This is a genomic window from Miniimonas arenae (genome assembly GCF_006351005.1).
Taxonomy (GTDB): domain Bacteria; phylum Actinomycetota; class Actinomycetes; order Actinomycetales; family Beutenbergiaceae; genus Miniimonas; species Miniimonas arenae.
Genome location: NZ_VENP01000001.1, coordinates 104,623 through 128,113, shown reverse-complemented (window position 1 = coordinate 128,113; position 23,491 = coordinate 104,623). Strand labels below are relative to the sequence as shown.

The following is a 23,491-nucleotide window of genomic DNA, read 5'->3' as shown; positions in this document are numbered from 1 at the left end:
CCCCCCTTCCCGGGTGGACCCGGAGAAGGAGTGTTGTGGCCAAGGTCCGAGTCCACGAGCTGGCACGAGAGCTCGGGATAGACAGCAAGACGATGCTCTCCCGTCTGCAAGAGATGGGGGAGTACGCGAAGTCGGCGTCCTCGACGATCGAGCCGCCCGTGGTGCGGCGCGTTCGCGAGCAGCTCGCCGGTTCCGGAGCGCCCGCGGGTGCGCCGGCCGGTGGCGCCCCGACAGCCGGGGGCTCGACCCCCGCGCCCCGCACGAGCCGTCCGACGGCACGTCCGGCCGATACGAGCGCGACGAGCGCCGCCCCCGCCGAGGCGTCCGCCCCGGCGGCACCCCAGGCACCCGCGCCCGCAGCGCCTCAGGCTCCCGCTCCGCCGGCGCCCCAGGCACCCGCAGCCGCAGCCCCGGCCACGCCGGCCGGGCAGACCGCCCCGCGCCTGGCCGAGTCCGAGCGTCCGGCCGCCCCCGCTGGGTCGGCCGCGTCCACGGCCCCGGCTCCGACCGAGGGCTCCTCGTCGGCCGAGTTCCGGCCCGCGCCGGCTCGCCCGGCTCCGCGTCCCGCGAGCACCCCGCGTCCGGGTGACCAGCGGCGCGCCGAGGGTGGCGGTCAGATGCGCCCCGACGGCGCACGCGGCGCGACCCCCGGGCCGCGTCAGTCCACGCGACCGGGCAACAACCCGTTCGCGCCCTCGCAGGGCATGCCGCGCTCCGGCGGCTCGGGCGGCGGCGGTGGCGCTGCCGGTCCGCGTCCCGGCGCGCGTCCGGGCAACAACCCGTTCGCGGCCTCGCAGGGCATGCCTCGTCCCGGTGGTTCCGGTGGCAGCGCCGGGCCCCGTCCCGGCGGCACCGCCGGTCCGCGTCCCGGCGGCACGGGTGCGGCCGGCCCGCGTCCCGGCGGTCCTCGCCCCTCACCCTCCTCGATGCCCGGCCGCAGCGCCGTCGGCCGTCCCGGTGCCCCGGCACGCGGTGGCGCCGGCGCGCCCGGACGCGGTCGTCCCGGTGGCGGCGGCGGTTACGGCGGCGGCGGTGGTCGTCCCGGCGGCGGTGGCGGCTTCGGCGGTCCCGGCGGCGGTGCTGGTGGCGCCGGCGGCGGGAGTCGTCCCGGTGGCGGCGGTCCCGCGGGCCGTGGTGGTCGCGGCGGCACCCAGGGCGCGTTCGGTCGCGCCGGGGGCAAGCCGGTCCGCGCACGCAAGTCGCGTCGGGCGAAGCGCCAGGAGTTCGAGCAGATGTCCGCGCCGTCGATCGGCGGCGTGCAGGTTCCCCGCGGCGACGGCACCACCGTGGTGCGGATCCGTCGTGGCGCGAGCCTGACGGACTTCGCCGACCGGATCGACGCGAACCCCGCGAGCCTCGTGACGGTGCTGTTCCACCTCGGTGAGATGGCCACTGTCACGCAGGCGCTCGACGAGGGCACCCTCGAGGCGCTGGGCGTCGAGCTCGGCTACGTCGTCGAGATCGTGTCCCCGGAGGACGAGGACCGCGAGCTGCTCGGCCAGTTCGACATCGACCTGGACGCCGAGCTCGAGGCCGAGGGCGACGAGGACCTGGTGGCACGCCCGCCGGTCGTCACCGTCATGGGTCACGTCGACCACGGAAAGACCAAGCTCCTCGACGCCATCCGGTCCACGGACGTCGTCGCGGGCGAGGCCGGCGGCATCACCCAGCACATCGGCGCCTACCAGGTGTCGGTGGAGCACGAGGGCGAGGACCGCGCGATCACCTTCATCGACACCCCGGGTCACGAGGCGTTCACCGCCATGCGTGCGCGTGGTGCCGACGTCACCGACATCGCGATCCTCGTGGTCGCGGCCGACGACGGCGTGATGCCGCAGACGGTCGAGGCGCTCAACCACGCCCAGGCCGCCAACGTGCCGATCGTCGTCGCCGTCAACAAGGTCGACAAGGAGGGGGCGAACCCCGACAAGGTGATGCAGCAGCTCACCGAGTACAACCTGGTGGCCGAGGCGTACGGCGGCGACACGATGTTCGTCAACGTGTCCGCCAAGAACCGCACGGGCATCGACGAGCTGCTCGAGGCCGTCCTGCTCACCGCGGACGCGGCCCTGGACCTGCGGGCGAACCCGAACAAGGACGCGCGCGGCGTGGCCATCGAGGCGAACCTGGACAAGGGTCGCGGCTCGGTCGCGACCGTCCTGGTCCAGTCCGGCACGCTCAAGGTCGGCGACTCCATCGTGGCGGGCACGGCCTACGGCCGAGTCCGGGCGATGTTCGACGACCGCGGCGACAACCTGAGCGAGGCCGGCCCGTCCGCGCCCGTCCAGGTGCTGGGTCTGACCTCGGTCCCGCGGGCCGGCGACTCCTTCCTGGTGGCGCCGGACGACCGCACGGCCCGGCAGATCGCCGACAAGCGTGACGCCGCCGAGCGTGCTGCCCTCCTGGCCAAGCGTCGCAAGCGCATGAGCCTCGAGGACTTCAACGCGGCCGTCGAGCAGGGCAAGGTCGACACGCTCAACCTCATCATCAAGGGCGACGTGTCCGGTGCCGTCGAGGCACTCGAGGACGCGCTGCTCAAGATCGACGTGGGCGACGAGGTCGACCTGCGGATCATCCACCGCGGTGTCGGTGCGATCACGCAGAACGACGTCAACCTGGCGACGGTGGACAACGCCGTCATCATCGGCTTCAACGTGCGCCCGGACGTCCGGGTGTCCGAGCTGGCCGACCGCGAGGGCGTCGACATCCGCTACTACTCGGTCATCTACGCGGCCATCGAGGACGTCGAGAACTCCCTCAAGGGCATGCTCAAGCCCATCTACGAGGAGGTCCAGCTCGGGACGGCGGAGATCCTGCAGATCTTCCGCAGCTCCAAGTTCGGCAACATCGCGGGTTCGCGCGTGCGCTCCGGTCTCATCCGGCGCAACGCGTCCGCGCGAGTGCTGCGCGACGGCGTCGTGGTCGGGGACAACCTGCGCATCGAGTCGCTGCGCCGCGAGAAGGACGACGTCACCGAGGTGCGCGACGGCTTCGAGTGCGGTATCGGGCTCGGCTCGTTCAACGACATCCGCGAGGGTGACGTCGTCGAGACGTTCGAGACCCGCGAGAAGGAGCGCGCATGAGCGACAACTCACGCGCGATCCGGCTCGGCGAGGCGATCAAGACGATCGTGGCGACGATGCTCGAGCAGCGGATCAAGGATCCGCGGCTCGGGTTCGTCACCGTCACCGACGTCAACGTGACCGGCGACCTGCAGAACGCCACGGTGTTCTACACGGTGCTCGGGACCGAGGAGGAGGCGACGGCCACGGCCGCCGCGCTCGAGTCGGCCAAGGGCCTGCTGCGTTCGGAGGTCGGGAAGCGGACCGGGGTGCGGCTCACGCCGACCCTCGCGTTCCAGCTCGACCACACGCCGCAGACGGCGGCCGACATCGCCGAGGCGCTGCGGATCGCCGCCGCGCGTGACGCGGAGGTGCGCGCTCTCGCCGAGGGCGCCACCTACGCGGGCGACGCCGACCCGTACCGCCGACCCGAGGACGCGTCCGTCGACGAGACCGACGGCGAGGCCGACGGCGAGAGCGACGCGGACGTGAGCGACGCCGTCGGGCCCGCGTACGACGAGGCGTCCCGCTGACCGAGCACACGAGCACACCGAGGCCGTCCGGCTCCGCACCCGCGGAGCCGGACGGCCTCCTCGTGCTGGACAAGCCCGCGGGCTGGACGTCGCACGACGTCGTCGCCCGCTCCCGCCGGCTGCTGCGCACGCGCAAGGTGGGCCATGCCGGCACGCTCGACCCGATGGCGACCGGCGTGCTGGTGCTCGGCGTCGGGCGCTCGACCCGGCTGCTCACCTACGTGGTGGGCGCCGACAAGACCTACGACGCCACCATCCGCCTGGGCCAGGCGACCGTGACGGACGACGCCGAGGGCGAGGTGACCGCTGCCGTCGGTGCCACGGTCGTCACCGACGCCGCGGTGCACGACGGCGTCGCTCGCCTCACGGGAGCGCTCCAGCAGGTGCCCAGCGCCGTGAGCGCGATCAAGGTGGACGGCAAGCGCTCCTACGCGCGCGTCCGCTCGGGGGAGGAGGTCGCGCTCGCCGCGCGGCCCGTGACGGTCTCGGCGTTCGACGTGCACGCGATCCGGCGGGGTGTCGCTCCGGTTGCCGACGCCGGCGACGGCTCGGGCGGCTCGAGCTCCCCGGGCGGCTCGTTCGGTCCGAGCGGTCCGGTCGAGGTGCTCGACGTCGACGTCACCGTGACGTGCTCGTCGGGCACCTACGTCCGCGCCCTCGCGCGCGATCTCGGGGCGTCGCTCGGCTGCGGCGGCCACCTCACCGCGCTGCGCCGCACGCGCGTGGGCGGGTTCACGCTCGCCGACGCGCTCACGCTCGAGGAGGCGGCCGCGCTGTCGGAGTCCGACGCCGGGCTGGCGCCTGCCCTGCTGCCGCCGGCCCGGGCCGCGGCGGCCGTGATGCCGGTGCGTCCGGTCGACGACGCCGAGGCCGCGGACCTCGCGTTCGGACGGTGGCTCGCGCCCACGGGATCGCTGGGCGCCGTGGCCGCGATCGACGGGACCGGGCGGCTCCTCGCGGTGCTGGAGGACCAGTCGCGCCGCGGGGAAATGCTCGCGCGCCCGGTGATCGTGCTCGCCTGAGCTGCCCGATCCGCCTGAGCCGCCTGAGCCGCCTGGCCGCCTGGCCGCCTGAGCCGCCTGAGCTGCCTGATCAGCAGGGCGCCTGAGCCGGCCGAGCCGCTCTGACCAGCACGGGCGCCGCCCAGCCGCGGACGGGTCGTACGCAACTGCGGACGGGTACGCGGCTGGAGCCCGTCGGCGCGGCGTGTCGGGGAGGACACGCCGGGGGCCGGGGGCGGCTGTCCGCACCGGTGCACTGCCGTCCGCAGTTGCGCTCGGCGATCCGCGGCTGCACCCGGCGGTCCGCGGCTGTGCCCGGCGGCCCGCGGCTGTGCCCGGCGGTCCGCGGCTGTGCCCGGCGGCCCGCGGCTGCGCCCGGCGGCCCGCAGTTGCGCCCGGCGGCCCGCAGGGTGCCCGCGCCCGGCGCGGGCAGAGCACACGGGTGGCTCCGCCCGCGCGCACAGGGCGGTCCCAGCCGCCGCGCGCATGCTCACTCGATGACCGTCACCCGTGGCACAGTCAGCGCCATGACGGACCTCGCCACGCTGCACCACCCCGGCCGGCTGATCGGTCCGCTCTGGGCGGTCGCCACGGGCACCGGGACGCCCCTCGTGGTGCTGCACGGCAACTCCGAGACCCACCACCTGTTCGACCGGCTCGTTCCGCTCCTCGCACCGCACCACACCCTGGTCGGCCTGGACTCGCGCGCGCACGGGCACTCCCCGCACGGCGACGGCCTGCTGCGGATTGCGTCCATGGCCGACGACGTCGCCGAGGTGCTGAGGCGCCTCGGCCTGCACGGCGTCCCCGTGCTCGGGTTCAGCGACGGCGGCAACATGGCGCTCGAGCTGGCGCTGCGGCACCCGGGTGCGGTCTCCTCGCTCGTCGTCGTCGGTGCGAACCTGTTCCCGGCGGGGCTGAAGCCCGTGTCGAAAGCCAGCACGGACGCCGCCCACGCCGTGTCGGCGTTCGGCGCCCGGTTCCTGCCGGCGTTGCGCCCGCTCGCCGAGCGCCTCGGGCTCATGGTCTACGACCCCGACATCGATCCCCTCGCGCTGCACACGGTCGAGGTGGCGACGCTCGTCGTCGCGGGCGAGCGGGACGTCATCCGGCCCGAGCACACCGCGCTCATCGGCGCGGCCCTGCCGCACGCCCGCGTGGAGATCGTGCCCGGCGTCGGCCACATGGTGCCGCGCGACGCCCCGGAGGTCCTTGCGGTCCTCGTGCGTCAGCACCTGGCGGGCGTGGCAGGCTAGACGTCGGTCCGCGCCGCCGGCGCGGTGGACGGAGGCGGAGCGAGCGTGCAGGTCTGGCAGGGACTCGGGCAGGTGCCGCCGGGCACGGGTCCGAGCGTCGTGACGATCGGGAACTTCGACGGCGTGCACGCCGGCCACCGCGAGGTGCTCGCTCGCGTGGTGAGCGAGGCTCGCACGCGGGGTGCGCTCGCCGTCGCGATGACGTTCGACCCGCACCCCGCCGTCGTGCACCGTCCCGGCGAGGCGCCGCCCCAGCTCACCGGCCTCGCCGACAAGCTCACGCTCCTCGCCGAGACCGGCCTGGACGCCGTGCTCGTCGTGGCGTACACGGCCGACTTCGCGGCGCAGCCGGCGGAGCGGTTCGTCCGGCGCTACCTCGTCGACTCGCTCGCCCCCGTCCTCGTGGTGGTGGGCCACGACGTGCGGTTCGGCGCCGGCAACGCCGGCGACCGCGCCACGATGGCGCAGCTCGGGGAGCGGTTCGGCTTCGAGGTCGACGTGCTCGAGGACGTCCTGGACCCCGACGAGCAGCGCCGCTGGTCCTCCACCTGGGCACGGGCCCTGCTCGCCGAGGGCAACGTCGAGGAGCTCGCCGAGCTGCTCGGCCGACCGCACCACATGCGCGGCGCCGTCGTGCACGGCGAGGCGCGCGGGCGTCAGCTGGGCTTCCCGACGGCGAACCTCGACCCGGCCTCGGCCGGCGCGGTCCCCGCGGACGGCGTCTACGCGGGCTGGCTCGTGCGCGACGGCGGCGCGGGGGACCGCCTGCCCTCCGCGATCTCGGTGGGCACCAACCCGACGTTCGACGGCGAGACGCGCCAGGTCGAGGCGCACGTCATCGGCCGCACCGACCTGGACCTGTACGGCGAGGAGGTCGTCGTGGAGTTCGTCGCGCTGCTGCGCCCGACGCTCCGGTTCGACGGGATCGACCCGCTCGTCGCGCAGATGCACGCCGACTGCGCCCGCGCGCTGGCGATCCTCGGCGTCGCGCGCTGACGCGGTCCACGCCGTCGTGCGCCCGCTGGTGTAAGGTGGGGGAGCCGTCAGAACGGCCGCGGACAACCCATGCCCCGGTGAACAAGCCCGGGCGCGCCGCGCAACGAACAACGAAGGAGAACCGTGGCCCTCGACGCCGCCGTGAAGCAGTCCATCATCGCCGAGTACGCGACCCATGAGGGTGACACCGGTTCGCCGGAGGTCCAGATCGCGATGCTCTCGCAGCGCATCAAGGACCTGACCGAGCACCTCAAGACCCACAAGCACGACCACCACAGCCGCCGGGGCCTGATGCTCCTGGTCGGTCAGCGTCGTCGCCTGCTCGGTTACCTGCAGAAGATCGACATCGACCGCTACCGCTCGATCATCGAGCGCCTCGGTCTGCGTCGCTGAACCCCGCGCACCGGCCCGGACCCGCCAGGGACCGGGCCGGTGCCGCATGCTGCGCGGCTCCGCGCGTCCTGGACGAGCGGGCCGGCGCAGTGCACAACTGAACACCTCACCACCGCGCCGGCGCTCCGCCGTCGGTCCTCGGTAGTGGCCCCCGGGCTCGCGGGTCGGCACGTCCGACGGCGAGGCGTGGGCCTCGATCGAAGACCTCCGTCGGGCGCGGCGCACGAACCGACAAGGAGGGCACCCATGGAGGGTCCCGAGATCACGTTCGCCGAGGCCACCATCGACAACGGGCGCCACGGCACCCGCACGATCCGCTTCGAGACGGGTCGGCTGGCCAAGCAGGCCGCCGGCGCCGTGCTGGCCACGCTCGACGAGGACACCGTCGTGCTGTCCACCACCACCGCGGGCAAGCACCCCCGCGAGGGCTTCGACTTCTTCCCGCTGACCGTCGACGTCGAGGAGCGGCAGTACGCCGCGGGCAAGATCCCCGGCTCGTTCTTCCGCCGCGAGGGTCGCCCCAGCACCGAGGCCATCCTCGCGTGCCGCCTCATCGACCGCCCGCTGCGCCCCCTGTTCGTCAAGGGCCTGCGCAACGAGGTCCAGGTCGTCGAGACCGTCCTGGCGATCCACCCGGACGACACCTACGACGTGCTGGCGATCAACGCCGCGTCCGCGTCCACGCAGATCTCCGGCCTGCCGTTCTCCGGCCCGGTCGGCGCCGTGCGCATCTCCCTCATCGACGGCCAGTGGGTCGCGTTCCCGCGCTACAGCGAGTCCGCGACCGCCGTCTTCGAGATGGTCGTGGCGGGGCGGATCGTCGGTGACGACGTCGCGATCGCCATGATCGAGGCCGAGGCGACCGACAACGCCTGGCAGCTCATCAAGAACGAGGGTCAGCAGGCGCCCACCGAGGACGTCGTCGCCGGCGGTCTCGAGGCCGCGAAGCCGTTCATCCGGGCGCTCTGCGAGGCGCAGCTCGACCTCGCGTCGCGCGCCGCCAAGGAGGTGCGCAGCTTCCCGCTGTTCCCCGACTACGAGGCCGACGCCCTCGAGGCCGTCAAGGCCGAGGTCGGCAACGCCCTCGAGGAGGCGCTCACGATCGCGGACAAGCAGACCCGCGAGACTCGCCTCGACGAGGTCCGCGACGCCGCGGTCGGCGCCCTGCAGGCCGGCTTCGACGGCCGCGAGAAGGAGCTGCACGCCGCGTACCGCTCCCTCACCAAGGCCGCGATCCGCCGTCGGATCCTCACGGACTCCTTCCGCATCGACGGCCGCGGCCTGCGGGACATCCGCCCGCTCTCGGCCGAGGTCGAGGTGCTCCCGCGCGTGCACGGCTCGGCGCTGTTCGAGCGCGGTGAGACCCAGATCCTGGGTGTCACCACGCTGAACATGCTGAAGATGGAGCAGCAGCTGGACACGCTGTCGCCCGTCACCAAGAAGCGCTACATGCACAACTACAACTTCCCGCCCTACTCCACCGGTGAGACCGGTCGCGTCGGCAGCCCCAAGCGCCGCGAGATCGGCCACGGCGCGCTCGCCGAGCGCGCCATCGTGCCGGTGCTGCCCAGCCGCGAGGAGTTCCCCTACGCGATCCGTCAGGTCTCCGAGGCGCTCGGGTCCAACGGCTCGACGTCGATGGGCTCGGTCTGCGCGTCCACGCTCTCGCTGCTCAACGCCGGTGTGCCGCTGCGTGCCGCCGTCGCGGGCATCGCGATGGGCCTGGTCTCGGACGAGGTCGACGGGGAGACCCGCTACGCGGCGCTCACCGACATCCTCGGTGCCGAGGACGCGTTCGGCGACATGGACTTCAAGGTCGCCGGTACGCGCGAGTTCGTCACCGCCATCCAGCTGGACACCAAGCTCGACGGCATCCCCGCGCACGTCCTGGCCGGCGCCCTCGGGCAGGCCAAGGAGGCGCGCCTGACGATCCTCGACGTCATGGCCGAGGCGATCGACGCGCCCGACGAGATGGCGGCCACCGCGCCGCGCGTCATCACGGTCCAGGTCCCCGTCGACAAGATCGGCGAGGTCATCGGTCCGAAGGGCAAGATGATCAACCAGATCCAGGACGACACGGGCGCCGACATCTCCATCGAGGACGACGGCACCGTGTTCATCGGCGCGACGGACGGGCCGTCCGCCGAGGCCGCGCGGGCGGCGATCAACGCGATCGCGAACCCGCACATGCCCGAGGTCGGCGAGCGCTTCGTCGGCACCGTGGTGAAGACGACGACCTTCGGCGCGTTCATCTCGCTCAGCCCCGGCAAGGACGGTCTGCTGCACATCAGCCAGATCCGTCGCCTCGTCGGCGGCAAGCGGGTGGAGAACGTCGAGGACGTCCTCTCGATCGGCCAGAAGGTCCAGGTCGAGCTCGCCGAGATCGACCCGCGCGGCAAGCTGTCGCTGCACGCGGTGATCGACGAGGACGAGAAGGCCGCCGGCGCCGAGGCGCCCGTGGGCGCGGACGCCTGAGCATGCCCCTGCCCCTCGGTTCCACCGAGGAGCTCGACCTCACCCTCCAGGACGGCTCGCGGCTGCGCCGCACCGTCCTGGAGGGCGGGGTCCGCGTCCTCTCCGAGACCATCCCCGCGACGCGGTCGGTCTCGATCTCGGCCACGGTCGCCGTCGGCTCGCGAGACGAGCGCGACGGCCACCACGGCTCCACGCACTTCCTCGAGCACCTGCTCTTCAAGGGCACCCACCGCCGGGACGCGCTCGACATCGCCGCCGCCTTCGACGCCGTGGGTGGCGAGGCGAATGCCGTCACCGGCAAGGAGAGCACCTCCTACTACGCGCGCGTGCTCCAGGCCGACCAGGCCATGGCGACCGACGTGCTCCTGGACATGGTCACCTCGGCGACGCTCGACGTCGAGGACGTCGAGCTCGAGCGCGGCGTGATCCTTGAGGAGCTCGCGATGGCCGACGACGACCCGAACGACGTCGCGCACGAGGCCTTCGCCGCCGCGGTGCTGGCCGGCCACCCGCTCGGCCGCCCGATCGGCGGCACCCCCGAGACGATCCGCGCGGTCCCGCGTGACGCGGTCTGGGACCACTACCGGCGCACCTACACCCCGGCCGAGCTGGTCGTCACGGCCGCGGGCGCCGTCGACCACGACGCGCTGTGCGCCATGGTGCGCCAGGGCGCGCTCGACGGCGGGTGGGAGCTCGCCCGCGGCGCGCGGCCCGCGCCGCGGCGCACCGAGCAGCCGCCCGCCGAGGCGCCGGGGACGGCGCTCACCGTGCACCGCTCGACCGAGCAGGCGACCGTGGTGCTCGGCGGCCGCGCGATCGCCGCCGACGACGAGCGCCGGTTCGCGCTCTCCGTCCTCAACGCGGTGCTCGGCGGGGGGATGTCCTCGCGCCTGTTCCAGGAGATCCGCGAGAAGCGTGGCCTCGCCTACTCCGTCTACTCGTTCGCGACCAGCTACACCGAGGCCGGGTACTTCGGCCTCGCGGCCGGCTGTCAGCCCGCGCGCGTGGCCGAGGTCGCCACGCTCATGGCGCAGGAGTGGCGCTCGCTCGCGACCGACGGCGTCACACCCGAGGAGCTCGACCGGGCGATCGGCCAGCTCGTCGGCTCGCTCGTGCTCGGCCTGGAGGACACCGGCTCGCGGATGTCGCGGCTGTCCCGCGCCGAGGTCACGCTGGGGCAGTGGTGGGACGTCGACGAGACGCTCGCCGCCATCCGCGCGGTGACGGCCGAGGACGTGCGAGCGCTCGCCGTCGACCTGCTCGCCCGGCCGCGCTCGCTCGTCGTCGTCGGCCCGGCGACCCACGACGTCGCGGGCGAGGTGCTCGCGTCCCTCGCCTAGGGTTGCCCCGTGACGATCAGGGTGGCCGTGCTCGGCGCGGCGGGACGGATGGGGACGACGACGGCGCAGGCCGTCCGCGCGGCGCAGGGCCTCGAGCTCGTCGCGGAGCTCGACGCGGGTGACGACGTCACCGCCCTCGCAGGCGTGGCCGACGTCGCGGTCGACTTCACGGTCCCCACGGTGACCGAGGGCAACGTGCACGCGCTGCTCGACTCCGGGGTGCACGCTGTCGTCGGCACAACCGGTTGGGACGACGCCGCCCTCGCGCGGGTGCGCACCCACCTCGCACAGACCCCCGACCTCGGGGTGCTCGTGGCCCCGAACTTCGCGCTCTCGGCGGTGCTCGCGATGCGGTTCGCCGCCATCGCCGCCCCGCTGTTCGCCTCGGTCGAGGTCGTCGAGATGCACCACCCCCGCAAGGTCGACGCGCCGTCGGGCACCGCGGTGCACACCGCCCGCGGCGTCGCTCAGGCCCGTGCGGCCGCGGGTGCACCCCCGATGCCGGACGCCACCGAGCTCGACCCCGACGGTGCCCGCGGCGCCGACGTCGACGGCGTCCACGTGCACGCGTTGCGGCTGGAGGGGCTGGTGGCGCACGAGCAGGTCTTCCTGTCCAACCCCGGGGAGCTGCTCACGATCCGCACGGACTCCTTCGACCGCAGCAGCTTCATGCCCGGGGTGCTCCTCGCGATCCGCGAGATCGGTACCCGGCCGGGGCTCGCCGTCGGGCTCGACGCCTACCTCGACCTGTGAGCCGGCGCGCGCGGGGGATCGGAGTCGCGGCGATCGCCGTGGCGCTCCTGCTGCTCTACGTGTGGGCCGTCGCGTGGCGCGGCTGGGCGCTCGTGACGAGCGGCCGCGCGGTCGGCGTGGCCCTGGGCCTCGCCGTGCTGATCATCCCGCTGCTCGTGGTGTGGTTCGTGGTGCGCGAGGTCGGTCAGGCGATGGCCGTGGACGCGCTCACGAAGCGGCTCGCCGACGAGGGCGGGCTGCACGAGGACGACCTGCCCCGCTCGCCCGGTGGGCGGATCGACCGCAGCGTGGCCGCCGAGCAGTTCCTCGCGGCCCGGGACGCGGTCGCGGCCGAGCCGGACAGCTGGCGCGCGTGGTTCCACCTGGGCTGGGCCTACGACGCGGCGGGCGACCGGCGGCACGCGCGCGAGTCGCTGCGCCGCGCCGTCCGGCTCGAGCGGGTCGAGCGCGCCGGACGGCGCGGCTGAGCGGTCAGTTGCCAGCGCGCACGTGCGCCGGCCGGGGGATCGGTTGTCGTCGGTCGGGTCCTCAGTGGGCGGGCTCGTCCACGCGGTAGGCCACGCCCTCGTCGCCGCGCTCGGCGTTCGCGGCACGCTGACGCGGGCTGAGCGTCATCCGGTCGATGAGCGCGAGCGCGAGCGCGGAGGCCACGAACGCGAGGTGGATGAACGTCTGCCACATCATCTCGTCGGTGTCGACGTCGCGCGAGGCGGACTCGATGAACGTGCGCAGCAGGTGGATCGAGGAGATCCCGATGATGCTCATCGCGAGCTTGGTCTTGAGCACGTTGGCGTTCACGTGGTTCAGCCACTCGGGCTGGTCGGGGTGGCCGTCGAGGTTCATCCGGGAGACGAACGTCTCGTAGCCGCCGATGATGACCATGATGAGGAGGTTGCTGATCATCACCACGTCGACGAGTCCGAGCACCATGAGCATGGTGATCGCCTCGCCGGAGAAGCCCACGTACTGCTCCGGCACGTGGTGGTTGTCGATCGCGTAGTCGATGAGGTGCACGAGCTCCTTGGCGAACTGCACCACGTAGACGATCTGGGCGATGATCAGGCCCAGGTAGAGCGGGGCCTGGAGCCACCGCGACGCGAAGATGAGGGACGAGAAGGCACGCGCGGGCGCCGCGGTCGGGCTCGTGGAGGTGCTCACGGGGTTCCTTGACTCCTAGGGCTGGGACGGTCTGGTCCGGGACGAACGTCCTAACGTATCCGGCCGCTCGAAAGTTGCTCGCGTCCTCACGGGTGCTACCGGGCGCTCCCGTGCGCCGGGAGCACCGCCGTGAGCAGGATCTCCTCGACCTCGCCGCCCGGCACGTCGAGCCGACGGCGCAGTCCCGCCTCCCCGAGACCCGCCGCCTCGAGGAACGCCGTGCGCTCGGCGTCGCTGCGCACCGTCCACGTCGCGAGGTGGTGCGCGCCGCGCTCGCGGGCGAGGTCCGCGACGGCCGCCAGGAGGCGTGAGCCGTGCCCCGCGCGGCGCGCGTCGGGCGCCACCTCGAGCGCGAGGAGCTCGGCGGTCCAGCCGCCGCCGTCGCTGCTCGGCTCGCCGTCGCGGTGGTCGCCGGTGGGCCGTTCGCCCGTGGCGGGCTCGCCGTGCGCGGGCCGCTCGCCGTCGAAAGCCTCGCCGTCGGGCACCCGCAGCGAGCCCGACGACGGCGCGCACGCCGCGAAGCCCACCACCGTCGGTCCCGCCACGGCCACGAGGACGCGGGCGCGCGGGTCGGGTGCGGCGCCGGCGGCGCGCCGCCAGGTCTCGGCGACCGCGTCGGCGTCGAGGCCGTCGACGACCTGCTCGCCCAGCGTCGCCCGCCAGGCGGCGAGCTGGATGCGCGCGATCGCCTCGGCGTCGGCGGGCTGGGCGGGACGGACGGAGACGTCGGCGAGGGTCACCCCGCCATTGTTCGTCACATTCGTGCTCGGCACTCCCACGGGCGCGTGGCGCAGCGCGGACGCCCCGTGTCGCGGGCGTGCCGTCCGGCGCCGCGTGGGTGTCGCCTCGTGTCGCCCGGGTGTCGCCGGGGCGTCCCCAGGCTCGGTTGCTACCGTCGTGTCCGTGCCAGGCGTCGTGACCCCGCCGCCCACCCGGTCCGGACAGCTCCGACCCGGGCCGGACCCCACCCCCCGTCCGCCACGCGGCTCGAGCCCCCACGCCGTCAGCCCGGCCGTGTACCGGCGCCGCAGACTGGCCGTCGGGCTCGGCCTGCTCCTCGTGGTCGCGCTCGTGTGGTGGCTGGTCGCCGGCCTCTCCCACCGGGGCGAGGCCGTGCCGGACGCGGCGGCCCCGGTCGCCGCGGCGACGGCCGCGAGCACCGCATCGGCCGCGCCGTCGGCGCCGGGCTCGCCCGCCGTGAGCCAGGCGGTGGTCGACGACCTCACCGCGGCAGCCTCCGCAGGCACGGCCCGACTGGCGCAGTGGGACCCCGTGGTGCTCGACGCGAGCCGGCTCGACGCGCTCCGCGCGGCAGTGGACGACGCCGCGGCAGCCCTCGCGGAGGGCTCGACGGCGAGCGAGGCCGACCTCGCCGCGCTCGCCGAGCGCGTGCGGACCGAGACCGCCGCCGTACCCGAGATCGTGACGTCCACCGAGGGGCCGACCACGATCGGCGGGGTCGTGATCGCGAACAAGACGTTCGCGATGCCGGCGAGCTACGCGCCCGGGATCCTGCCCGAGGTGGACGCCGCCTGGACCCAGATGCAGGCCGCGGCGTGGAACGACGGGGTCACGCTGTGGATCGACTCGGGCTTCCGGTCCTCCGCGGACCAGGAGATCACCTACCAGGGCTACGTGAGCAAGTTCAGCGTCGACTACGCCGACACGTTCTCCTCGCGGCCCGGCCACTCCGAGCACCAGACCGGGCTCGCGCTCGACATCAACAACGCCCACCCCGACTTCGGCGGCACCGCCGCGGCGACGTGGCTCGCGCAGCACGCCCCGGAGTACGGCTTCGTCATCCGGTTCCCCGACGGCAAGCAGGACGTGACGGGCTACAAGTACGAGCCCTGGCACGTGCGCTACCTCGGCGTCGACCTGGCGACGTCGCTCACGCAGCAGGGCCTCACGCTCGAGGAGTACCTCAACGTGACCTCGCGGTACACACCCGACGCGTGAGCACGCCCGTCCGTGGGCGTCTCGTGCCGCGTCCCCGATGCGCCGCGAGCAGGGGTGGCGCGGTAGGTTCGGTGCCATGACGCGCAACGCCGAGGCACTGGCGACGTTCGGATCCGTGCTCGTGGCGATGGTCACCCCGATGGACCCCGACGGTCGCGTCGACATCGACGCCGCGTGCTCCCTGGCCGAGCGTCTCGTCGACGACGGCGCGAACGGCCTCGTGCTGAACGGCACCACCGGGGAGTCGCCCACCACCCACCAGCCGGAGAAGGACGCCCTCGTGCGTGCCGTCGTGGACGCCGTGGGCGACCGTGCGCGGATCGTCGCCGGAGCGGGCTCCAACGACACCCAGCACGCCGTCCGGATCGCTCGCAGCGCCGAGCGGACCGGGGCGCACGGCCTGCTCGTGGTGTCGCCGTACTACAACCGGCCCTCGCAGGAGGGCGTCTACCGGCACATCCGCAGCATCACCGACGCGGTCGACCTGCCCGTCATGCTCTACGACATCCCCGGCCGCACGGGCGTCGCGATCGGCGACGGCGTGCTCGACCGGCTCGCCGAGCACGACCGCGTCCTCGCGGTCAAGGACGCCACCGGGAACGTTCCGGCCGGGTTCACCCGCATGCGGCGCACCGGCCTGGCGTTCTACTCCGGCGACGACGCGCTCAACCTCGCCTGGCTGACACACGGCGCCGTGGGCGTCGTGAGCGTCGCCGGGCACGTCGTCGCCGGCGCCTGCGCCGAGATGGTCGCGAGCATCAGCGCGGGCGACCTGCCCCGCGCCCAGGACCTCTCGGTCGAGCTCGCCCCCGTGTGCGAGGCACTCCTGGGCACCGGGCAGGGCGCGGTGTACGCCAAGGCCGCGCTCGAGCTGCTCGGCGCCATCCCGCACCGCTCGGTCCGCTCGCCCCTCGTGGAGGCGGACGAGACCGAGCTCGCAGACCTCGCCGACGCGCTGCGCGCCGCCGGCATCCTCGCGGCCTGAGCCGCGGGCAGTCCGCGTCCGCGTCCCGCGGGTGCGGACTCACCGACGGAAGGAACCTGATGTCCCACCCCCATCCCGAGCTCGACCTGCCCGGCCCGCTCCCCGCCGGGGCGCTCCGCGTGATCCCGCTCGGCGGCCTCGGCGAGGTCGGCCGCAACATGACCGTGCTGGAGTTCGACGGCCGCCTGCTCGTCATCGACTGCGGCGTGCTGTTCCCCGAGGACCACCAGCCCGGCGTGGACCTGATCCTCCCGGACTTCTCCGCCATCGCCGGCCGTCTGCAGGACATCGAGGCGGTGGTCCTCACGCACGGCCACGAGGACCACATCGGCGCCGTGCCCTATCTCCTGCGGCTGCGGGGCGACATCCCGCTCATCGGCTCGCGCCTCACGCTGGCGTTCGTCGCCGCGAAGCTCAAGGAGCACCGGATCTCCCCGGTGCTGCGGGAGGTCAAGGAGGGCGACGAGCTCACCGTGGGTCCGTTCGTGCTCGAGTTCGTGGCCGTCAACCACTCGATCCCGGACGCGCTCGCCGTCGCCGTCACCACCGGCGCGGGCACGTTGCTGCACACCGGCGACTTCAAGATGGACCAGCTCCCGCTGGACGGGCGCATCACCGACCTGCGCGCCTTCGCGCGGCTGGGGGAGCGCGGCGTCGACCTGTTCCTGCCGGACTCCACCAACGCGGAGGTGCCGGGCTTCACGACGGCGGAGGCCGAGATCGGTCCCGTGCTCGACCGGGTCTTCGCGGCCGCGCCCGGCAAGATCGTCGTCGCGAGCTTCTCCTCGCACGTCCACCGGGTGCAGCAGGTGATCGACGCCGCGTGGGCGAACGACCGCAAGGTCGCCCTGGTCGGCCGGTCGATGGTGCGGAACATGACGATCGCCGTCGACCTGGGGTACCTCACGCTGCCGGGCGACGTGCTCGTCGACGTCAAGCGGATCGACGACTACCCGCCGGACGAGATCGTGCTCATGTGCACGGGCTCGCAGGGGGAGCCGATGGCCGCCCTGTCGAGGATCGCGAACCACGACCACCGCGTCTCGGTCGGACCGGGGGACACCGTCGTGTTCGCCTCGTCCCTCATCCCGGGCAACGAGAACTCCGTCTACCGTGTCATCAACGGCCTCACCCGGCTCGGCGCGAAGGTCGTGCACCAGGGCAACGCCCGCGTGCACGTGTCCGGCCACGCCAGCGCCGGCGAGCTGCTCTACTGCTACAACATCCTGCGTCCGCGCAACGTCATGCCCGTGCACGGGGAGATCCGCCACCTCGTGGCCAACGGCGCGCTCGCCGTGCGGACCGGCGTGCCGCCCGAGCGGGTCGTGCTCGCCGAGGACGGCGTCGTCGTCGACCTCATCGACGGCAAGGCGCGCATCGTGGGCGCCGTGCCGTGCGGGTACGTGTACGTCGACGGTTCGTCGGTGGGCGAGATCGGCGAGGCCGACCTCAAGGACCGGCGCATCCTCGCGGAGGAGGGCTTCATCTCCGTGTTCGTCGTCATCTCGGCCGAGGACGGCAGCGTGGTGGCCGGGCCGCAGGTCCACACCCGCGGCCTCGCGGAGTCGGCCGCCGTGCTCGAGGAGATCGTGCCGCAGGTGCGCCAGGCGCTCAACGACGCGACGCGCGAGGGCGCGGTGGACACGCACCAGCTCCAGCAGGTGATGCGGCGCGTCGTCGGTCGCTGGGCCGGCACGCGGCTCAAGCGCCGCCCGATGATCATCCCAGTGGTCGTCGAGGCGTAGTCGGGTCGACCGGCCGGGCCCGTCTGCGTGACGGGGGCCACGGACCAACCGTCGAGTGTCGCTCCAAGGTTGCCTCCGGCGGGCGTGGTTGAGTGGACGAGCGAGGTGTGCCGCCATGACCGCTGCCTTGCGACGTGCTGCTGCAAGGAGGACCACCATGGCTGACCCGCGACCGTCCCCGGGACGGACGGCCTCGGCCGCCCGCGCCCGACAGGCCGGTGCGGCCCGGACTGCCAGCACGTCGCGCGCCACCGCCGCGCCGAGCACGTCGTCCGCGAGCCGGTCCGCCGCCGGCAAGGCGTCCGGCAAGACCGGCGCGAGCAAGACCAGCGCGAGCAAGGCCACGAGCAGCAGGGCCACCGCGACCACGTCGGGCAGCAGGTCCACCTCGGGCAAGACGTCCCCGGGCCGGGGACGGGGCGGTGCGGGCAGCACGCCCGCCACGCCGCCGGTCCCCGTGCGCATGGTCCGCGGTGCGTGGATGGGCGTCGCCCGTGGCGTCGCCGGCACGGCACGCTCGGTCGGCACGGGCGCCCGCGACATCGACCCCGCGCTGCGCCGCGACGGCCTCGCGCTGTTCCTCCTCGGCCTCGCGATCGTGGTCGCCGCGAGCGAGTGGTTCCCGGTCGAGGGCGTGGGCATGGACCTCGTGCACGCCGCCGCCGCGGGCACGGTAGGTCGGCTCGCCGTCGTGCTGCCCGTCGTGCTCGCCGCGCTCGCCGTCCGGCTCATGCGCCACCCCGACCTCGGCCCGGCCAACGGCCGGATCACGATCGCCCTGGCGATCCTCACTGTTGCGGTGTGCGGGCTGCTGGCGGCGCAGGCCGGCCTGCCGGACTACCACGACGGCTGGGCGGGCTTGCGGGACGCCGGCGGCATCGTCGGCTGGGCGGCGGCCAACCCGCTGAGCGCCGCGGTCTCGGTGGTCGTCGCCGTACCGCTCCTGCTGCTCGTCGCCTTCTTCGGCATCCTCGTCCTCACCGCCACGCCCGTGAGCGCCATCCCCGACCGAGTGCGCGCGCTGGTGGGTCGTGGGCACCACGACGACGACGCCCACGACGACGGCGACCCCGACCGCCCGGCGATGCCTCGCCGTCGGCGGCTGCGGCACGGCCTCGGGGGCGAGGACGCGCACGATCCCGACGACCTCGACGCCGATGGCGTCGGCGGCTTCGGGGGTCGTGCCGTGCCGTACGACCACCCGGAGGAGCGCGAGGACCGGATCGAGACCGAGCCGGTCGACGCGCCCCGCCGCCGCAAGGGCGCCCGGCGCACGCGCGTCCTGTCGGCCGACGCGCTGGCGGGCGGCGCGGACGCTGCGCTCGCGGACGACGCGTCGACCGACGCCGACCACATCGCGCCGTCGGCGCTCTCGAGCGACGGCGCCCGCCCGGTGCAGCCGGTGCGGCCCCCGCGCCCGGCCCCGGCGGCGGGCTCGGTGGCGGGCTCGGTGGCGGGCTCGGCGACGTCGGCGGTGGCGGGCGTGGACGAGAGCGAGCCGATCACCGAGCCGCTCGAGCTGCTCGCCCCGCCGACGCAGCAGCTGCCGCCCCGCGCCGAGCAGCTCGCGCTGGATCCCGGCCTCACGTACACGCTGCCCGCCTCCGACGTGCTCGTCGAGGGCGCTCCGCACAAGACCCGCAGCGCCGCGAACGACCGCGTGGTCGACTCGCTCACCGACGTGCTCGAGCAGTTCGACGTCGACGCGACCGTCACCGGGTTCACCCGCGGGCCGACCGTCACCCGCTACGAGGTCGAGCTGGGCTCGGGTACGAAGGTCGAGCGCGTGACCGCGCTGAGCAAGAACATCGCGTACGCCGTCGCGAGCGCGGACGTGCGCATCCTGTCCCCGATCCCGGGCAAGTCCGCGATCGGCATCGAGATCCCCAACACCGACCGCGAGATCGTGGTGCTGGGCGACGTGCTGCGCTCCGCCGTCGCGCGCCGCGACGAGCACCCGATGGTGATGGGTGTGGGCAAGGACGTCGAAGGTGGGTACGTCACGGCGAACCTCGCCAAGATGCCGCACCTCCTCGTCGCGGGTGCCACGGGAGCCGGCAAGTCGAGCTTCGTGAACTCGATGATCGTCTCGATCATGATGCGCGCCACCCCGGAGGAGGTGCGGATGATCCTCGTCGACCCCAAGCGGGTCGAGCTGACGATGTACGAGGGGATCCCCCACCTCATCACGCCGATCATCACGAACCCGAAGAAGGCCGCCGAGGCGCTGGACTGGGTGGTGCGCGAGATGGACGCGCGCTACGACGACCTCGCGAACTTCGGCTTCAAGCACATCGACGACTTCAACAAGGCGGTCCGTGCCGGTCGCGTGCAGCCCCCGCCGGGCAGCGAGCGCGTCCTCGTGCCCTACCCCTACCTCCTCGTGGTGGTCGACGAGCTCGCCGACCTCATGATGGTGGCCCCGCGCGACGTCGAGGCCTCGATCCAGCGCATCACCCAGCTCGCGCGCGCCGCGGGCATCCACCTCGTGCTCGCGACCCAGCGGCCCTCGGTCGACGTCGTCACCGGCCTCATCAAGGCCAACGTGCCGAGCCGGCTCGCCTTCGCGACCTCCTCGCTCGCGGACAGCCGCGTGGTGCTGGACCAGCCGGGCGCCGAGAAGCTCATCGGTCAGGGCGACGCGCTGTTCCTGCCCATGGGCGCGGCCAAGCCGATGCGCGTGCAGGGTGCGTGGGTGTCCGAGGCCGAGGTGCATCTCGTCGTCGAGCACGTGAAGAGCCAGCTGCAGCCGACCTACCGCGAGGACGTGGCCGTCACGGTCGCGAAGAAGCAAGTCGACGAGGACATCGGCGACGACCTGGACCTGCTGCTCCAGGCCGCTGAGCTCGTGGTGACCACCCAGTTCGGCTCGACGTCGATGCTGCAGCGCAAACTGCGCGTCGGGTTCGCGAAGGCCGGGCGGCTCATGGACCTCCTGGAGTCACGCGAGATCGTCGGCCCGTCCGAGGGGTCCAAGGCGCGCGACGTCCTCGTGACGCCGGAGGAGCTGCCGGGCACGCTCGCGCTGCTGCGCGGCGAGGACGCGCCGGTGGGCGCAGGGGGCGGCGGGGGCGGCGGCGTCGACCTCGTCGGGGACGACCTCGACTCCTACCCGACGGCCGTGGACTACGGCGACGACTCCGACACCGAGGACGCCTGGAGCCTCACGGGACGGTGAGCCTCGCCGTCGGGCGCGTGCCGGCCCGGGTGGGGCACCTGTGAGCAAGGCCTAGGGTGAGCAGCGTGGCGGAACAGCGGACCCCCCGCGCGTGGGGGGTGTGGAACCTGCCCAACGCGCTCACGATGGTGCGGATCGCGTTGGTCCCCGTGTTCCTCGTGCTGCTGCTCCAGGACACGACGGCGAGCCGGTGGTGGGCCGTGGTGGTCTTCGTCGCGGCGTCGGTGACCGACCAGCTCGACGGGCACATCGCGCGGGCGCGCGACATCGTGACGCCGTTCGGCATCCTCATGGACCCGATCGCGGACAAGGCGCTCACGCTCGGGGCGTTCGTCGCGCTGTCGGTGCTCGGCGAGGTGCCGTGGTGGGTGACGATCCTGATCGCGGTCCGCGAGCTCGGGATCACGGCGCTGCGCGCGGCGCTCGTGCGCCGCTCGATCATGCCCGCCTCGATGGGCGGCAAGGTGAAGACGGTGCTGCAGATGCTGGCCATCGTGCTGCTCGTGGTGCCCTGGGCAGCGTTCACCGCTGCGGTGGCGCCGCACGCCGTCGCGCTCGTCGTGCTCTACGCCGCGCTCGCCGTCACGGTGGTCACGGGCGTGGACTACTGCGTTCGGGGCTGGCGCCTCGCGCGGCAGCCGGCGGCCTCGTGAGCGACGCCGGGCGATCGGCGCCCGGCGCGGACTCGTCCGCGCTGATGGCCTCGCGCGCCGGTTCCGGGTCCGGTGCGAGCGCCCTCGCGGCGTCGCCGGCCGCGGTGCGCGTGGTCGCGGCGCTGCGCCGACGCTCGTGGACCGTGGCGGTCGCGGAGTCGCTGACGGCCGGACTCGTCACCGATGCGCTCGTGCGCGTTCCGGGCGCCAGCGCGGTGCTCCGGGGCGGCGTCACCGCCTACGCGGCCGACGTCAAGGTCGGCGTGCTCGGCGTGCCCGGTGACCTCGTCGCACGCGACGGGGTCGTGACGGGGCACGTAGCGCGCGCGATGGCGCGGGGGGCGTGCGCGCTGCTGCACGCGGACGTCGGCATCGCGACGACCGGTGTGGCGGGGCCGGGTCCCGCCGACGGCGTGCCGACCGGCACGGTGGTGCTCGCCGTCGTGTGGCCCGACGGCGAGGCGACCCGGACCTGGCGGCTCGCCGGCCTGCGCCCCGCGCTGAGGGCGAGCGCGGCGAGCCTCGCGGTCGCCCTCGCCGACGGCGTGCTCGGCGGCTGATATCGCGCTGCGGTCAGCTCCGTGGGACGACGACGGCGGGGTCCCCGGTCGGCACCGGAGGCGCGGTCCGTTCGGGAGCGGGTGCCATCACGTCGGTGAGCAGCTGCTCGCGCGTGGCGATCTCGGTCGGCGACAGCGTGAGAGCCGGCGCGTCCAGTCGCCCGGCGATCAGGTCCGGGAGCGGGTACACGCGCTGCGCGCCGAGCCGGTCCACGGTGACGCCCGACCACTCCAGGCCGGTGACGCGCGCAGGGTCCGCGTCGGTGCTCGACACCGAGACCGAGACCAGCGCGCCGGTCGCCGTCTGGGCGCGGCAGCACTTCGAGTCCTGGTTGGAGATGAAGTTGCCGAGCGAGTAGGCGACCCACATGCCCTCGCCGGACGGACCGCCGTCGAGCAGCGCGACGGGCTGCGGGACGTGCGGGTGGTTCCCGATGACGAGGTCGACCGCCCCCGAGTCGGCGAGCTGCTGCGCGAGCGTCGTCTGGTCGGCGTTCGGCGCGTCCTGGTACTCGACGCCCCAGTGGATCGAGGCGATCACCAGGTCCGCGCCGGCCGCTCGAGCGGCCTGCGCCTGCGCGATCAGCCGGCTCGGGTCGATGAGCTGCACGCTCCACGGCTCCTGCGCGGGGATCGGCAGCCCGTTCGTGCCGTAGGTGGCGGCGAGGTGCGCGACCGTGATGTCGCGACCGCCGCGGCTGAGCCGGTACAGCTGCGGCTGCGTCGCCTCCTCGGCGGTCCGGGCGGTGCCGGCGTGACCGAGGCCCGCGGCGTCCAGGGCGTCCAGCGTCGCCACGATGCCGGGCCAGCCCTGGTCGACGGCGTGGTTGGACGCGGTGGAGCAGCCGTCCCAGCCCGCCTCCTGCAGGTCACGGGCGATCGTTGTCGGGGCTCCGAACACCGGGTACCCGATCGGCTGGGTGCCCGGCGCGACGACCGGCACCTCGAGGTGACAGATCGCCAGGTCCGCCGCGGAGATCCAGGGGGTCACGGCGTCCCACAGCGGTGTGAAGTCCCAGCCGCCGCTGCCGTCCTCGGCGTTCTTCAGCACCGTCGTGTGGGGCAGGACGTCGCCCGCCGCGACGATCGTGAACGTGGCGTCCTCGGTCGTCGGCGTCGGCGCGGGCGACGGTGTCTCGGGTGCCGCGCTCGTCGGCGTCGCCGCGCCGGCTCCGGCGGACGCTGCGGCGTCGGCGGACGGGGTGGACGCCGACGTGTCCGGGTCGACGGGGGCGGCGCCTCCGGGCGAGGAGTGCAGGCCGCCGGCCAGCGCCGACGCGGTCGCGAGGGCGGCGACGAGGAGGACGAGCAGTCCGAGCACCCAGACGTGCGTGGATCGGCGTGACACAGGGGTCTCCTTGGCGGAACGAGCACGAGGCGGGCGGCCGGCGAACCGGGTTGCGGCCGGCGCCCCGGGGGCCGTCGCACCGGGCGCTGCGCCCTG

General features: G+C 74.0%; 19 protein-coding genes. 16 read left to right on the top strand and 3 right to left on the bottom strand.

Annotation, left to right across the window (positions count from 1 at the left end; translation table 11 throughout):
• Positions 1-35 precede the first annotated feature (35 nt).
• From infB to FH969_RS00525, 10 genes are all read left to right on the top strand, one after another.
• Positions 36-3,083 carry a translation initiation factor IF-2 gene (gene infB / locus FH969_RS00570; RefSeq protein ID WP_139985375.1) on the top strand — a complete coding sequence of 1,016 codons (3,048 nt, stop codon included), beginning with the start codon at positions 36-38 and terminating at the stop codon, positions 3,081-3,083.
• Positions 3,080-3,595, top strand: a complete 516-nt coding sequence (gene rbfA, locus FH969_RS00565) for a 30S ribosome-binding factor RbfA (protein ID WP_139985373.1) — start codon at positions 3,080-3,082, stop codon at positions 3,593-3,595. The genes infB and rbfA overlap by 4 nt, the downstream gene beginning before the upstream one ends.
• A gap of 62 nt (positions 3,596-3,657) precedes the next feature.
• Positions 3,658-4,617: a tRNA pseudouridine(55) synthase TruB gene (truB, locus tag FH969_RS00560; RefSeq protein ID WP_370445295.1), complete on the top strand. Its 960-nt coding sequence runs from the start codon at positions 3,658-3,660 to the stop codon at positions 4,615-4,617.
• A 506-nt stretch (positions 4,618-5,123) separates the two neighbouring features.
• Entirely contained in the window at positions 5,124-5,852 is a 729-nt protein-coding gene (locus tag FH969_RS00555) for an alpha/beta fold hydrolase (protein ID WP_180359605.1), read from the top strand.
• Between the two features lie 45 nt (positions 5,853-5,897).
• On the top strand, positions 5,898-6,848 hold the full coding sequence (locus tag FH969_RS00550; RefSeq protein ID WP_139985369.1) for a bifunctional riboflavin kinase/FAD synthetase: 951 nt from the start codon (positions 5,898-5,900) through the stop codon (positions 6,846-6,848).
• A gap of 123 nt (positions 6,849-6,971) precedes the next feature.
• Positions 6,972-7,241 carry a 30S ribosomal protein S15 gene (gene rpsO, locus FH969_RS00545; RefSeq protein WP_108719644.1) on the top strand — a complete coding sequence of 90 codons (270 nt, stop codon included), beginning with the start codon at positions 6,972-6,974 and terminating at the stop codon, positions 7,239-7,241.
• A gap of 246 nt (positions 7,242-7,487) precedes the next feature.
• A complete protein-coding gene (locus FH969_RS00540; RefSeq protein ID WP_108719645.1) occupies positions 7,488-9,716 on the top strand; it encodes a polyribonucleotide nucleotidyltransferase in 2,229 nt (742 codons plus the stop codon).
• A 2-nt stretch (positions 9,717-9,718) separates the two neighbouring features.
• Positions 9,719-11,056 carry a M16 family metallopeptidase gene (locus tag FH969_RS00535; RefSeq protein ID WP_108719646.1) on the top strand — a complete coding sequence of 446 codons (1,338 nt, stop codon included), beginning with the start codon at positions 9,719-9,721 and terminating at the stop codon, positions 11,054-11,056.
• 9 nt (positions 11,057-11,065) lie between these two features.
• Positions 11,066-11,809 (top strand): 4-hydroxy-tetrahydrodipicolinate reductase, encoded by a 744-nt coding sequence (dapB, locus tag FH969_RS00530; protein WP_139985367.1) that lies wholly within the window; start codon positions 11,066-11,068, stop codon positions 11,807-11,809.
• Complete coding sequence (locus FH969_RS00525) at positions 11,806-12,276, top strand: tetratricopeptide repeat protein (protein WP_108719648.1); 471 nt, start codon at positions 11,806-11,808, stop codon at positions 12,274-12,276. Before dapB ends, FH969_RS00525 begins: the two co-directional genes overlap by 4 nt.
• A 61-nt stretch (positions 12,277-12,337) precedes the next feature.
• On the opposite strand, the gene FH969_RS00520 is transcribed toward FH969_RS00525, so the two are convergent.
• Positions 12,338-12,967 (bottom strand): TIGR00645 family protein, encoded by a 630-nt coding sequence (locus FH969_RS00520; protein WP_108719649.1) that lies wholly within the window; start codon positions 12,965-12,967, stop codon positions 12,338-12,340.
• A 95-nt stretch (positions 12,968-13,062) separates the two neighbouring features.
• Positions 13,063-13,707 (bottom strand): GNAT family N-acetyltransferase, encoded by a 645-nt coding sequence (locus tag FH969_RS00515; RefSeq protein WP_199916483.1) that lies wholly within the window; start codon positions 13,705-13,707, stop codon positions 13,063-13,065.
• 163 nt (positions 13,708-13,870) lie between these two features.
• Between FH969_RS00515 and FH969_RS00510 the strand changes: the two genes are divergently transcribed.
• From FH969_RS00510 to FH969_RS00485, 6 genes are all read left to right on the top strand, one after another.
• On the top strand, positions 13,871-14,926 hold the full coding sequence (locus FH969_RS00510; protein ID WP_139985365.1) for a M15 family metallopeptidase: 1,056 nt from the start codon (positions 13,871-13,873) through the stop codon (positions 14,924-14,926).
• A gap of 76 nt (positions 14,927-15,002) precedes the next feature.
• Positions 15,003-15,911: a 4-hydroxy-tetrahydrodipicolinate synthase gene (gene dapA / locus FH969_RS00505; protein ID WP_108719652.1), complete on the top strand. Its 909-nt coding sequence runs from the start codon at positions 15,003-15,005 to the stop codon at positions 15,909-15,911.
• Positions 15,912-15,970: 59 nt separating this feature from the next.
• Positions 15,971-17,656 carry a ribonuclease J gene (locus FH969_RS00500; protein WP_139985363.1) on the top strand — a complete coding sequence of 562 codons (1,686 nt, stop codon included), beginning with the start codon at positions 15,971-15,973 and terminating at the stop codon, positions 17,654-17,656.
• A 157-nt stretch (positions 17,657-17,813) separates the two neighbouring features.
• Positions 17,814-20,834 carry an FtsK/SpoIIIE family DNA translocase gene (locus tag FH969_RS00495; RefSeq protein ID WP_139985361.1) on the top strand — a complete coding sequence of 1,007 codons (3,021 nt, stop codon included), beginning with the start codon at positions 17,814-17,816 and terminating at the stop codon, positions 20,832-20,834.
• Positions 20,835-20,899: 65 nt separating this feature from the next.
• Positions 20,900-21,487, top strand: a complete 588-nt coding sequence (gene pgsA, locus FH969_RS00490) for a CDP-diacylglycerol--glycerol-3-phosphate 3-phosphatidyltransferase (RefSeq protein ID WP_234417549.1) — start codon at positions 20,900-20,902, stop codon at positions 21,485-21,487.
• Positions 21,484-22,047, top strand: coding sequence for a CinA family protein (locus tag FH969_RS00485; RefSeq protein WP_246071615.1), 564 nt, complete (start codon positions 21,484-21,486; stop codon positions 22,045-22,047). The genes pgsA and FH969_RS00485 overlap by 4 nt, the downstream gene beginning before the upstream one ends.
• 13 nt (positions 22,048-22,060) lie before the next feature.
• Here FH969_RS00485 and FH969_RS00480 read toward each other — a convergent pair whose 3' ends face one another.
• A complete protein-coding gene (locus FH969_RS00480; protein WP_246071614.1) occupies positions 22,061-23,395 on the bottom strand; it encodes a CapA family protein in 1,335 nt (444 codons plus the stop codon).
• Positions 23,396-23,491: the final 96 nt, after the last annotated feature.

Bases quoted from the DNA above. Each gene is read 5' to 3' on its own strand.
- rbfA (WP_139985373.1), top strand. From the start codon at position 3,080: ATGAGCGACAACTCACGCGCGATCCGGCTCGGCGAGGCGATCAAGACG.
- FH969_RS00535 (WP_108719646.1), top strand. From the start codon at position 9,719: ATGCCCCTGCCCCTCGGTTCCACCGAGGAGCTCGACCTCACCCTCCAG.
- FH969_RS00555 (WP_180359605.1), top strand. From the start codon at position 5,124: ATGACGGACCTCGCCACGCTGCACCACCCCGGCCGGCTGATCGGTCCG.
- FH969_RS00495 (WP_139985361.1), top strand. From the start codon at position 17,814: ATGGCTGACCCGCGACCGTCCCCGGGACGGACGGCCTCGGCCGCCCGC.
- dapA (WP_108719652.1), top strand. From the start codon at position 15,003: ATGACGCGCAACGCCGAGGCACTGGCGACGTTCGGATCCGTGCTCGTG.
- FH969_RS00500 (WP_139985363.1), top strand. From the start codon at position 15,971: ATGTCCCACCCCCATCCCGAGCTCGACCTGCCCGGCCCGCTCCCCGCC.
- FH969_RS00540 (WP_108719645.1), top strand. From the start codon at position 7,488: ATGGAGGGTCCCGAGATCACGTTCGCCGAGGCCACCATCGACAACGGG.